This window comes from Campylobacter sp. Cr9, from assembly GCF_020138295.1.
In the GTDB taxonomy this organism is placed as follows: domain Bacteria; phylum Campylobacterota; class Campylobacteria; order Campylobacterales; family Campylobacteraceae; genus Campylobacter_E.
On record NZ_JACGBH010000004.1, the window covers coordinates 93,516 to 106,650 of the forward strand.

Annotated in this window: 14 protein-coding genes and 4 tRNA genes; 1 reads left to right on the plus strand and 17 read right to left on the minus strand. The window is 29.4% G+C overall.

What is annotated here, in order from left to right:
- Positions 1–550: 550 nt before the first annotated feature.
- The 17 genes from AVANS14531_RS03170 to AVANS14531_RS03250 form a co-directional block, all read right to left on the minus strand.
- Positions 551–3,139 carry a molybdopterin-dependent oxidoreductase gene (locus AVANS14531_RS03170; protein WP_336611303.1) on the minus strand — a complete coding sequence of 863 codons (2,589 nt, stop codon included), beginning with the start codon at positions 3,137–3,139 and terminating at the stop codon, positions 551–553.
- A gap of 14 nt (positions 3,140–3,153) precedes the next feature.
- The gene (locus AVANS14531_RS03175; RefSeq protein WP_239817818.1) at positions 3,154–3,720 is read right to left on the minus strand and encodes a cytochrome C; all 567 of its coding nucleotides are present in this window, start codon (positions 3,718–3,720) and stop codon (positions 3,154–3,156) included.
- A gap of 284 nt (positions 3,721–4,004) precedes the next feature.
- On the minus strand, positions 4,005–4,565 hold the full coding sequence (dcd, locus tag AVANS14531_RS03180) for a dCTP deaminase (protein WP_214116378.1): 561 nt from the start codon (positions 4,563–4,565) through the stop codon (positions 4,005–4,007).
- A 92-nt stretch (positions 4,566–4,657) separates the two neighbouring features.
- Positions 4,658–4,734: transfer RNA gene (locus tag AVANS14531_RS03185), tRNA-Asp, on the minus strand.
- 13 nt (positions 4,735–4,747) lie between these two features.
- Positions 4,748–4,823 (minus strand) — tRNA-Val (locus AVANS14531_RS03190).
- 2 nt (positions 4,824–4,825) lie between these two features.
- Positions 4,826–4,901 (minus strand) — tRNA-Glu (locus AVANS14531_RS03195).
- Positions 4,902–4,921: 20 nt separating this feature from the next.
- Positions 4,922–4,997: transfer RNA gene (locus AVANS14531_RS03200), tRNA-Lys, on the minus strand.
- A gap of 192 nt (positions 4,998–5,189) precedes the next feature.
- On the minus strand, positions 5,190–6,176 hold the full coding sequence (locus tag AVANS14531_RS03205) for a beta-ketoacyl-ACP synthase III (protein WP_239817816.1): 987 nt from the start codon (positions 6,174–6,176) through the stop codon (positions 5,190–5,192).
- Positions 6,154–7,143 carry a phosphate acyltransferase PlsX gene (gene plsX, locus AVANS14531_RS03210; protein WP_336611304.1) on the minus strand — a complete coding sequence of 330 codons (990 nt, stop codon included), beginning with the start codon at positions 7,141–7,143 and terminating at the stop codon, positions 6,154–6,156. The genes AVANS14531_RS03205 and plsX overlap by 23 nt, the downstream gene beginning before the upstream one ends.
- A gap of 5 nt (positions 7,144–7,148) precedes the next feature.
- Positions 7,149–7,295, minus strand: a complete 147-nt coding sequence (gene rpmF / locus AVANS14531_RS03215) for a 50S ribosomal protein L32 (protein ID WP_239817814.1) — start codon at positions 7,293–7,295, stop codon at positions 7,149–7,151.
- Between the two features lie 10 nt (positions 7,296–7,305).
- The gene (locus AVANS14531_RS03220) at positions 7,306–7,656 is read right to left on the minus strand and encodes a hypothetical protein (RefSeq protein ID WP_239817813.1); all 351 of its coding nucleotides are present in this window, start codon (positions 7,654–7,656) and stop codon (positions 7,306–7,308) included.
- 1 nt (position 7,657) lies between these two features.
- Positions 7,658–8,071, minus strand: coding sequence for a nucleoside-diphosphate kinase (gene ndk, locus AVANS14531_RS03225; RefSeq protein ID WP_214116937.1), 414 nt, complete (start codon positions 8,069–8,071; stop codon positions 7,658–7,660).
- A 54-nt stretch (positions 8,072–8,125) separates the two neighbouring features.
- Positions 8,126–9,742, minus strand: coding sequence for a protein-disulfide reductase DsbD (dsbD, locus tag AVANS14531_RS03230; RefSeq protein WP_336611305.1), 1,617 nt, complete (start codon positions 9,740–9,742; stop codon positions 8,126–8,128).
- Positions 9,739–10,389, minus strand: a complete 651-nt coding sequence (locus tag AVANS14531_RS03235) for a cache domain-containing protein (protein WP_336611306.1) — start codon at positions 10,387–10,389, stop codon at positions 9,739–9,741. Before AVANS14531_RS03235 ends, dsbD begins: the two co-directional genes overlap by 4 nt.
- Entirely contained in the window at positions 10,382–10,945 is a 564-nt protein-coding gene (locus tag AVANS14531_RS03240) for a recombination protein RecR (RefSeq protein ID WP_239817810.1), read from the minus strand. Before AVANS14531_RS03240 ends, AVANS14531_RS03235 begins: the two co-directional genes overlap by 8 nt.
- Entirely contained in the window at positions 10,932–12,161 is a 1,230-nt protein-coding gene (locus AVANS14531_RS03245) for an ArsS family sensor histidine kinase (protein WP_239817809.1), read from the minus strand. The genes AVANS14531_RS03240 and AVANS14531_RS03245 overlap by 14 nt, the downstream gene beginning before the upstream one ends.
- Entirely contained in the window at positions 12,161–12,832 is a 672-nt protein-coding gene (locus AVANS14531_RS03250) for a response regulator transcription factor (RefSeq protein WP_239817808.1), read from the minus strand. Before AVANS14531_RS03250 ends, AVANS14531_RS03245 begins: the two co-directional genes overlap by 1 nt.
- 78 nt (positions 12,833–12,910) lie before the next feature.
- On the opposite strand from AVANS14531_RS03250, the gene AVANS14531_RS03255 reads away from it, so the two are divergent.
- The coding region (locus tag AVANS14531_RS03255; protein WP_336611307.1) for a DnaJ domain-containing protein at positions 12,911–13,135 on the plus strand (225 nt) is incomplete at its 3' end.

Sequence of the window (13,135 nt, forward strand, 5' to 3'; positions counted from 1 at the left end):
TAATAATATATTTTCATATTTTACTTAAGGAAAAAGATGAAATTAATAGAAATTTATAGTGATGAGTTTTGCAATTTTGCAAAAGATGTACAAAAGACTTTTTAAATAAGTTTTAAAGATAAAACAAGTGAAAATGTAATTACAATTGATGAGATTTTAAAATCTCTAAAGAATAAAAAGGCTAAAAATTTTTATGTTTATAATAAAGATATAAAGGTCGGTGGAGTTTGTTTATTAATAGATGAAAATACTCAAAATAATAGCCTTGAATTATTTTATATACTTGAAAAATTTCATAGCAAGGGTTATGACTTGGCAAATGATAGAAAAGCTTTTCCTAAAACTAAAGTTTAAAGCACAATTACGCCTTATTTTGAAATAAGAAATATTCATTTTATGTTAATAAATGTGGTTTTAAAATAGTTCAATTATCAAATTTATCCGATAAATTTAATAATCTTAAAGAGTTAGAATGGTTTTTTAAGTTTGAAAAAACAATGAATAATTAAATTCCTATTTCAAATTCTTTAGGGGCAAATTGCCCCTATTATTATGCTTTTACAGGTTCAGTAAATACTACGATTTCAGGTGCTTTACCTTCAAATTTCTTAATATTTACTAGTGCTGTATGAGAGATATTTCCGTTTGCAAGCTCACTTGTAGGAATATCAATTGTTAGCACGTTTGCACAACCATATTTGCAATCGCCGTTATTATCAGGATCATACCAGCCACCTTCTTGTAATACAACAACGCCAGCCATTACATCATCGCTAACTTTTGCACCAGCAATTACCTTACCACGAGCATTATATACTTCTACTAAATCGCCATCTTTAATACCCTTAGCTTTTGCATCTTTAGTGTTAATTAAGATTGGCTCATGTCCATTTACAGCATAAGTTTCTCTTAAACTTGTATGGCAAAGTTGTGAGTGTAAGCGGCTTGTTGGGTGTGGGCTTACCATGTGAAACTCTGCAGGTTTATCTTTCATACCTAACCACTCGATTGGTTCCATCCAAGTTGGGTGAGCTTTGCAGTCTTTATAACCCATTTTTTCAATAGTTTCGCTATAAATCTCTATAAGTCCGCTTGGAGTTCCTAGTGGATTTAAGATAGGATCTTCTACGAAATCTTTAAAGCGAACGAATTCATAAGCACTTTGGTCAGCTTCAAATTCTAATGCCTTGTTTGCTTCCCAGAAATCTTTAAAGCTTGGCATTTCTACGCTTGAGCTTGATTTTGCAGCGTTATAGTATTTTTCTACCATTTCAAATGGAGTTTGATTTTCTGTATAAGCATTTACTAGTTTTGTAGCTAGCATTGCTGCATCTTTTTCACTTGCACCTTTACTAATCGCACTAATTGTTCCATAAACTTTCGCAAGTTCAATGAAAATTTGCATATCATCTTTACTCTCACCTACCGGAGCAACTGCAGCTTTCATAGGAACTATATGCATATTTGAATAATCCCCACTCATAGAAATATCATCTCTTTCATATTGGCTAGTTGCAGGAAGTAATATATCAGCCATTCTAGCTGTTGGAGTCCAGTAAATCTCATTTACTACTATTGTTTTTGGCTTTTGCCATGCTTTTACTAAAGTTTTTAAATCTTGGTGATGAACGAATGGATTACCTCCTACCCAGTAAATATAATCTATATCACTATAAGTAATCTTCTTACCATTATGATCAATTGTCTTACCTGGGTTTAGTAGCATATCAGCAATTCTTGCTACTGGAATTTCGTTATCGCTTGTTTTTGATAACCATTCAGGTAAATTTTCTCCACCCTTACTCTCACCAGCAATAAATTTTCCATTTTTATCAAAGCTACCTTGTTTAACGCCTTTAAATACTCCTTTATCCCAAAGACCATTCATACTAGCATTAATTCCACCTACGATTGGAGCATTTGTAGTTGCAACACCACCATTTGAATAATGATAGCTTAGACCAAATCCACCACCATCTTTACCAATATGACCAAGCATTGCACATAAAGTTACAAGCATCCAGTGAGGTTGCTCTCCGTGATGGGCTCTTTGCATACCCCAACCACTCATTACTAAACTTAGGTTTTCTCTTAATTCTTTTGCTAAATTCTCAATAACACTTGCTTTTACGCCACAAATCTTCTCAGCCCATTTGCTATCTTTTTTAACGCCATCAGTTTTACCCATTAAGTAGTCTTTAAACTTATCAAATCCTACTGTATAGTTTTCCATAAATTCAGCATCATAAAGCTTCTTATCAATTAAATAGGTAGCCATACCCATCATCATAGCAACGTCAGTATTTGGTCTTGGTTTTATCCAATCACCTTTGCCTTCAAAAAACTTAACCGTATTGCTTGCTCTTGGGTCAATGCAAATTACTTTTATTTTGCTTTCTTTGATTTTTTCCATATAAGCACGACCTTCGCCATCGGTTACAGTCCATGCAATTTTTAGTGTATCAATAGGGTTTGCTCCCCAAATAACAATAACTTTTGTATTTTCTAATACTAAATCTAGGTTGGTTTGTTGCTCATAAACTTCAATTGAACCTACAACATGTGGCATAATAACTTGTGATGCACCAGTTGAATAGTCTCCTAATGAACCAACAAATCCACCAGTTAAGTTCATAAATCTATGAAGTAATATTCTTGAGTTATGAACGTTACCACTTGATTTCCAACCATAACTACCAGCAAAAACTCCATTAGCACCTTTTTCATCATAAGTTCTTTTTAAACCTTCAGCTACAAGCTTTAAAGCCTTATCCCAGCTTACACGAACCCACTCATCTTTACCACGAAGCTCAGGTTTATTATCTAGTGGATTTTCTAAGAAACTCTTTCTAACATAAGGATATTTTACACGATTAGCATACACTAAATCAGGTGTGTAGTGTTGTAAATCATTTGTTAAAGTCTTTGTTTGTTTTGCGTTAAATGGTTCGCTTTTTACAACTTTACCATCTTTTATAGTTAATTTTAAAATACCCCAGTGAGCACCTGTTACAACTTCGCCATTTTTTACTAAACCACTAGCAACTGCTTTGCTTTCAGCTCCAAGTAAATTAATAGGAGCAAAACTCATAGCACCAACTGCTGCTGAACCTTTTAAAAAACTTCTTCTATTTAACATAATTTCTCCTTTCGTTATTTCATATCTTTTGCATGTTTTTGTAGATATTGCACTACTAATTGTCTGTCTTCTTTATCAATTCCTGTTCTTGTTTCCATTGCTTTGAATGTTGCAGGCCATTGGTTTGCACTAAACTCAGTTACAGGATGAAGTGGATGGCAAATTCCGCAATTTTCTTCAAACATAGCCTTACCTTTTTCAAGAAGTGGCTTAGCTGAACTTTCTAAATCAACTAATTCTTCTTTTTTTGCATAAACTTTAATTGAAGCTATGCTAAAACCATTTTTTAATTCTTTTTCAACCTTAAAATCTACTTTAGAATTTTTACCAAATGCAGCAACTAATATTCTATTTTTGTCATTGAAATATAAAATATTTCCTGAATTAGGATTGTAATATCCTTTAATTGTAAGCTCTGCCATATCGCCATCTTTTGTAATTTCAAAAGCATTTGTTGGAAGTAACTTTCCTTCAGCTTTTTTAGCATCTACTGAAGTGTAAAGATTAATAATCTTACCGCTAAATTGCTCAGCAGCAAACATAGAAGCCACTAAAGCACAGCTTAGAAAAATCTTTTTCATAAATCTCCTTAAATAAAAATTAATTTTTAAAACTTGTTAAAAATTATAAAATTATTGCACTTATTAGTAAATATTTTTATCTTATGAATAATTTATTGAATATTTAATGATGTGTGTAAATTAGATATATTAAGTATGATTTTTCAAATATAAAATAATTAGAAGAATAATATATTATTTACAAAATAATTTTGAAATTCCTATTTCAAATTCTTTGAAAATTATTAGAAATTTTGTGTAAAAAAGTAAAGAATTTGAAATAGGAATTTCAAATTCTTAAAAGATTATTTTAATACTTTAGGAAGTGTTATTCCTGTTTGGTTTTGATATTTACCTTTTTTGTCAGCATAAGATGTAATGCAAGGCTCATCACCTTGTAAAAATAAAACCTGTGCTATTCCTTCATTTGCATAAATTTTAGCTGGTAGCGGAGTTGTATTGCTAATCTCAATAGTAATATGACCACAAAAACCTGGCTCAAATGGCGTTACATTTACAATAATTCCACATCTTGCATATGTGCTTTTGCCAAGACAAATTGCTAAAACATCTCTAGGCATTTTAAAATACTCAACCGTTCTAGCAAGCGCAAATGAGTTTGCAGGAACTATACATTCATCGCCTACAAAATCAACCACATTTTTATCGTTAAAATCTTTAGGGTCAATCATTGTGCTATTTACATTTGTAAAAATTTTAAACTCACGACCTACACGAATATCATATCCATAACTTGAAAGCCCATAACTAACTACATTTTTTCCTACATTTTCTTCGCAAAACGGAGTTATCATTTCGTGTTTTAATGCCATTTCTTTTATCCAAGCATCGCTTTTAAGTCCCATTATTTATCCTTTATATGATTTTTACCTATTATTGCATTTTTAATTAATCTAAGTGTAAAGTTAAAATGTAAAAGTGATTGTTAAAAAGAAGATGGCGCGGCGGACGGGGCTCGAACCCGCGACCTCCGGCGTGACAGGCCGATATTCTAACCAGCTGAACTACCGCCGCACCGATATTAAAATGGTGGTCGCTATAAGACTCGAACTTATGACATCCACCTTGTAAGGGTGGCGCTCTACCAACTGAGCTAAGCGACCGATGGCGACCCTTGAAAGATTTGAACTCTCGTTTCCAAACGGAGAGAATGGCGTCCTGGGCCACTAGACGAAAGGGTCAAACCTGGATCAAAAATAAATGGTGTCCTGTGCTGGATTCGAACCAGCGGCCCCCTCATTAAAAGTGAGATGCTCTACCTGCTGAGCTAACAAGACTTAAAATAAAAATAAGTTTGGATTATACAATTTAAAACTTAAATTAAAATTAATATTTTAAAAAATTAATTCTTTTTAAAAAGTTTTGGTTTATTTTAGAATAAAATTATATATTTTATTATTTTTAAAGAAAACAAATTCCTAATTCAAATTCCTTGAAAATTTTAAAGAATTTGAATTAGGAATTTAAACTTATAAATCTTTATAATTAATGCCGTCAAAGTAAGCTAAAGCACTACCCCAAGTAAAGCCACCACCAAAAGCATCTAAAAGCATTAATTTTCCATTAGTTAAACGACCTTGCTCATAAGCTTCATTTATTGCGATCGGAATTGATGCTGCTGAAGTATTGCCAAACTTATCAACACATACAACGCATTGCTCATCACTTAAGCCAAGCTTTTCTTGAACATAGCTTATTATTCTTAAATTAGCTTGATGTGGTATAAATAAATCAATTTCATCTTTTTTAAGATTATTTTTTTCAAGCAAATAAGCAACATCATCAGCTAGTGTTTTTACAGCTACTTTAAACACTTCGTTGCCTTTCATCTCAAGTTTTAAAGGTTCTGCTTGCTTTGTTTTATTAGAGCGTTTTGTGCATAATAAATCTTTAAATTCCCCATCACTTCCTGTGTGAGTATCTACGATGCCTAAGCCATTGCTAGCGCTTATTACGCAAGCACCTGCACCATCTCCAAATAAAACACAAGTTGTTCTATCTGTATAATCAAGCACCGAAGAAATCTTTTCTGCACCTATAATTAAAACATTCTTTTTAGCACCACTTTCTATCATAGCACGAGCAAGCTCAAGCATATAAATAAACCCTGAGCAAGCTGCACTTATATCAAAAGCACTAACACCCTTTAAACCAAGTTTATTTGCTACTATTGTAGCAGTTGATGGCATTGTAAAATAATCAGGGCTTAAAGTTGCTACTATAACTAAATCTATATCTTTAGCATCAATTTTTGCTCTTTTAATAGCTAATAATCCTGCTTTATATGCCAAATCACTTGTGTTTTCATTATCTTCTGCAATATATCTTTGTTTAATACCTGTTCTTTTGATTATCCATTCATCACTTGTGTCTAAAAAATTTTCAAAATCTTTATTTGTTAATGTTTTGCTAGGTAGATAAGAAGCAATACTTCTAATGCAAGCTTTTAATTTCATCTTCAATCACTTTATTTACATTTGAATTAGCAAATTTTAAAGCTTGAAAAATAGCATTTTTTATAGCTTCTTCATTGCTCTTTCCGTGGCTTATAATAGTACAACCATCAACTCCTAATAAAGGAGCACCTCCATACTGGTCATAATCTAAATGCTGTTTTAGTGCATCAAATGCACCTTTGCTAAGCATATAACCTACTTTAGCTAATGATGATTTTTTAATTTCACTTTTTAATAGCTTAGCAAAAATGCCCACAGCACCTTCTGCTGTTTTTAATAAAATATTTCCAGTAAAACCATCACAAACAACAACATCACACTCACCTGCAAAAATCTGACCACCTTCTATATTGCCTATAAAATTACTTAGATGTTCCCTTAATAATTTGTGAGTATCTTTTGTAAGTTTATTACCTTTGCAGTCTTCTTCACCATTTGATAATAGTGCTATTTTAGGATTTTTGATATTCATTACTTCTTTCGCATAAGCTTCACCCATAATTGCAAATTGTAATAAATTTTCTTCTTCACAATCAACATTAGCACCAACATCTAATACTAAAACCCTACCATTAAACGTAGGCATTAAAGTAGCAATCGCAGGTCTTAACACACCTTTTACTCTTCCTATTCTAAGAGTAGCAAGGCTCATTGTAGCTCCACTATGTCCTGCAGAAACTACAGCGTTTGCTTCATGATTTCTTACTAATTCTACAGCTTTATAAATACTGCTGTCTTTGCGTTTTAAAACATCAGTAGAGTTCTCATCCATATCAAATACATCAGTAGTATGTAAATACTCTACTCTATTTGATAATTCTTGTGGAATTTGATTTCGGATTTTCTCTTCATCTCCAACTAAAATAACGCTAAAATTATCTTTTTCTCTTAACGCTTTAACTACTCCACTAACAATTGGGGTGAAAGAAAAATCTCCACCCATAGCATCAACAGCAACTTTTATCATAGGTATTAATATTCACCTGTTGTTGGATTAATTCTGTGTGGTAATTTCCAGCTTCCGTCTTTATCTTTTACTGGTCTTACTAACTCAATTTTATAATGAGTGCGTCTTTTCGCTGCTCTTGTTTTACTAACTCTTCTCTTTGGAACTGCCATGTTATTCTCCTTATTTACAATTTTGACAATAAAAATAATCGCTTAAATATAAAGATAATTCGCTTTTTAAAACTTCAATTAAGTCTATTTCACCATCATAAAATTCCATAGTATCACTTAATTCATTTTCTTTATCTTTAAATACACCATCGCTTAAATCTAAGTTGATTTTTTCATTAACTTCAACTTCTAATTCAGCAGCACAACTATCACAATAATGTATAACATTACCAACTAAAGTTGCATCTAGTGTAACCAACTTATTATCTTTTCTTTTTAAAAAGCCTTCTAAAACTAAATTATCAAAATCTAGTTTAAAAGGGTATTTTACCGAATTAATTTTACTAAAAGCAATTTTCATTTTAATTTATTTCAAGTTTATTAAAGAAAAACTCTATTTCAATTTTAGCATTTTCTAAACTATCACTACCATGAACTGCATTTGCATCAATACTTTCAGCAAAATCTGCTCTTATTGTTCCTTTTGCCGCTTCTTTAGGATTTGTTGCTCCCATTAATTCACGATTTTTAGCAACTGCATTTTCACCTTCTAACACAGACACAACAACAGGACCACTAGTCATAAACTCAACTAAATCTTTATAAAATGGTCTTTCTTTATGAACTGCGTAAAATTCTCCTGCTTGCTCTTTTGTTAAATATAGTTTTTTAATAGCTGCAATTCTTAAGCCATTAGCTTCAAAACGACTTAAAATTTGACCTATTACACCCTTTTTAACAGCATCAGGCTTTATGATCGATAAAGTTCTTTGCATTAAATCTCCTTAAAATAAAAGCTCATATTATACAAAAATAAATTAATTTTAGCTTTAAAAATTAAGTTCTTTTAATAAAGTTTTTGCATCAACTAAACCAACTATTCTTTTTATCACTTCTGCTTTATCGTTTAAAACTAATAAAACAGGTGGTCCAAATATCTTGTATTTTTCAGCCATTTCTTGCTCAAATTTATTTGGATTACTAAGGTCAATTTTAATTAAATTATAGTGATTTAAGGCGTTTATTACATCTTTATCTTTAAAAGTTGTTTTTTGCATAACCTTGCAATTTTCACACCAACTAGCAGTAAAATATACTATATTTTTTGATGATAATTCTAATTTATTTGTAGCTTGAATAAATTCTAATTTTTCTTCTACAATTTCATATTTTTCATAATTTCTAAAAACATTATTTAATAAAATAAATGAAAACGCTAAAATTAATACTAAAAAAACTTTAAAAAATAACATTAATTTATTTTTTGAACTCTCAAATAAACCAAAAAATACACAAAAACAAATTCCCAAAATTGCATATAGGATATTAGTTATCGTTTCATCAAACAATCTTTCTAAGAAATATATAGCAATTGCTAACAATACAAAACCAAAAAATTTATTAACATATTGCATCCAAGCGCCAGTTATAAATCTAAAACCAAAACCTATTGCAATAAGTGGAATTCCCATTCCTATACTCATAGCAAATAAAGCACTAGCACCTAAAACAACATCATTACTATTTGCAATATAAATTAAAATTCCAGCAAGGGGTGCAGCGACGCAAGGGCCTACAATTAAAGCGCTTAAAACACCCATTAAAAATATCCCTATAACACCACTTAAATTTGTGCTTTTTTGATTAATTTTATTTACTAAAAAATTAGGCATTTTTAATTCATATAGCCCAAACATTGATAAAGATAAAAAAACAAAAATCAAAGAAAAAATAATAATTACAATAGGACTTTGAAAAAACGCCTGAACTCCACTTCCTAAAAGTGCAGCAACAACTCCTGCGATAGTATAGCTAAGAGCCATTCCTAATACATAAACTATGCTTGAAAATACAGGTTTTTTACCACTGCTTTTAGCTAAAATACTAGAAATTATAGGAACCATAGGCAATGTGCAAGGCGTAAGAGATAGCAATAAACCTGATATAAAAAATGTTAAAATATTAATCAAAAATGAAGAATTTAAAAGCTGAATTTCATATTCACTTTTAGCGTTTTGTTCTTCTTTTTTTAGCTTGATTGCTTCTTTATTTGCATATTCTAAGCTAAAAGAATTGTTAAGGTAATTAAAAGAAGCAACTAATGGCTGATAACATAAACCTTCAGTTGAACATCCTAAATAAAATATTTTTACATTATCATTATCTTTTAAAATAAAATTAGGCAAATTAAACTCAATTTGATTTAAAAATACTTCAACATTATCTTTTAAGATAGGCTTTTTTAAATCAATATCTTTTGTAATATCATTGTTATTATGTGTAATTTTTAATTCATCTTTGTATAAATATACACTAGAATCTAGGTTTAGTTTAATTGTTTTTATGGCAGGAGAATTTGAAATCTGAAATTGAAAAACTTCATTAGGCGGTAAAGCTTCTGCAAATAAAATAACACTTAATAATAAAATTTTAATAATTATTTTCATACTTTTCTCCGTTTTTTATATTGATAAAAGCTAAAAAATAAAATCATAATAATTACTATAAAACTACTGATTAATATTAAATTATTTTCATTTCTAGTGATTTTTTTATTTTCTTTATCTATTTTAAAAATATCTAAATCCATTGTGCAACCATAATAAATATTTAGATTTTCATCTTTTTTAACATAAGTAATTATGTGTCTTATTGAATGATTAGTCCAAAAAATACTAGCTTCTGTAAAACCTTCATTATTAATTTTATCAACTAAGTCTTTTACATACAATTTATTATTAATATCTGTTTCTTGCAATATATTTTGGTTTTCATAATCTTTTGAATAATGTGCTACATAAAAACCCAAACTATCAAAAGCATAAGCCTTTTCTTGATATTTATTAAAATTAATTTTATTAATTTCTTTTTTAATTAATTCTAACTTTTCATTATGATTTAAAGAAGATGATAAAGTCTTTGAATATTTCTCTATCTCATCTACTATTGTTTTTGCTTGTTTTACAACTTCGCTTTTTACATCTTTATTTTCTTGTAATTCATAAGCATTATTGAGCATATTATAAACATTAACGCTATTAACAACAACGCTAAAGCACGCAAGTAAAGTAAAAAATACAATAACCCTAAGCATCAAAATTAACCTTATTTACAATAGCACTAGTTAAAGAATTAATATCAATATCTTGTATCTTAATTCCATTAGGAACACCTTGAGCGATTTTGCTAATTTTCATATTGTAATTCTTAAAATAATCTTCTAAATAAAAACAAAGAGTATCTGTGCTAACGCTTGGTGTATAGGCTAATAATAATTCTTTAATATCAAACTTAATTATCATTTGTTCTAATTTTTTTAAATAATATTCATTCATTTTTGAAAGTATGAAATATCTTCCTTCATATACATTGCATTCATCAATAAAAAATACATCTTTAGGGCTTTCTACTAAACAAATAATCTCATCAAGTTCTAAATTAACACAATAATCACATAATTCATTTTCGCTTAAACATCCACAAATTGAGCACTCTTTTATGTTTTTTTTAGCGTTTTCTAAAGAATTTACTAATTCTTCTAAAAGGTTTTTATTTTCATAACATAAATAATAAGCCATTTTTAAAGAAGTTTTTTTGCCTATTCCTTGAATTTTTCCTATGCTTTTGCATAAATTATTAAAATGTATCAAGAGTTACCTTAAAATTATGATATTCATTAGTATAAAAATACTCTATCTTATAACCTTGAGTATCACAAATATATTTAATCAAATAAAGACCTAAACCAAAACTATTTGCAGTATTTTTACCTCTTATAAAAGGCTTAAAATATTCATTAACATCAAAATCTTGTTCTTCGCCTTTATTTCTAACTATTATCTCATTTGCAAAGAATTCTATAATACACTTACGCTCACTTGAATACTTTAACGCATTATCTAATAGATTTTTAATCAAAATAACTAATAAAGAACTATCTACTAAAATCTTTTTATTAACATGCATTTTTACATCAACTACGCTTAAATCATCTAAATATAAAGCATTAAGAGATTCTTCTAGTAAGGTTGAATAAGTTTTTTCTTCTAAAACCACATCGTGATTGCTTGATAAGATTTCTTCTAGATTTTTTAGTTCATTAATTAAACTATTCATATTCTTAAAAACATTTAACAATATCTCTTTATTTTTTTCATTTTCTGGCATGCTTGCTGCAAACATTCCCTTAGCAATAGGAGTTTTTAACTCATGCATAATTGCTCTTAAGAAAAATCTTCTAGCTACTGTTAATTCATTATTCTTTTTAATAGCTTTATTAAATTCTTTATATAAAATTCCTATTTCATTGTTTTTTTCATATACAAAATTACTAGGTCTATTGTTTAATAAATTAATTATGTGATTTTTTAAATGATGCAGCGGTTCTATCAAAAAATAACAAAACAATAAAGATAATATAAAAAGACCTACCATACAAAAAGTTAAAACCAAAACATTATTACTTGTTATATTACTATCGTGGGTATTTTCATAAACTCTTGTTGTATTGTTTTTAATATTATTAATCTTTAAAAAATATCTATTATCATAAACTATACCACTTACTAAACCAAAATTTGTCTTAATATCAATAGGCTTATCCGTGCTTGTATATATCTCGTTAATGAAATCTTCATCATTAATTTCTTCAAAATCAATGTCTAATAAGTATTTATTTATTTGAGAAGCAACGCCACTAGAATAAAGCTTATCAAGCGTTAAAATCGCAAAATAAAGCCTACTTTCATTCTCTAATCTTAATGCTGTTTGCGTATATTTTAAAATAGTTGCTGAAATTATAGAAGTTAGTAACACACTAACTATAAAAATGGTTACTAACTTTGCTCTAATTGAAGTAAATCGCATTAGCCAATAAGCTTATAGCCTATGCCACGAACTGAAAATATATGTTTAGGATCTTTTGAACTATCGCCTATTTTATTTCTTAATCTTCCGATAATTACATCTAAACTTTTACTATCTTTTTCCCTTAAAGATCTACAGCTACTAGCTAATTCTTCCCTTGAAACCGAATAGCTATGTCTTTTTACTAAATAACTTAAAATATCGTATTCAGCAGGTGTTAAGCTAAGTGGTTTTTTATCATAATAAATTTCATGTTTTTCATGCTCTACTTTAAATAAAGTGCTCACCTCTTCTTCAGGTGGTAATATAGCTTTTTTATATCTTCTTACAAGTGATGAAACTCTAGCTTGTAATTCAGTAGGTTCATAAGGTTTTGGTAAATAATCATCAGCTCCTAATCCAAGTCCTAAAACCTTATCACTTGTATCACCTCTAGCACTAGAAATAATAACAGGAATATCATATTTTTTACGAATTTCTTTACATACCTCAAGCCCATCCATTCCTGGTAGAGTTAAGTCTAATATTAAACAATCAAATTGACTAATATCTGCTGCTAAACCTTCTGCAGGAGTGCTAAAATTAGTCACTTTAATGTTAAACTTTGCCAAAAACTCAGTAATAAGACCAGCATATTCTACTTCGTCTTCAATCATCATTACATTAATCATTTTTTCACCTTTATTTATTAAAGTCTTTTCATTCTAACAATATTTAATTTATAAACGATAAATTGCAAAAGGAAAACAATGCGTGATTTTTATGAAATTCTAGGAGTTAGCAAAAACGCTAGTCCTGATGAAATCAAAAAAGCTTATAGAAAACTAGCCTTAAAATATCATCCTGATAGAAATCAAGGCGATAAAGATGCAGAAGAAAAATTCAAAGAAATAAATGTAGCTTACGAAACACTAAGCGATGATGCTAAGCGTGCTAGATATGATAGATACGGAGAAGCTGGGATTAACGGCGGT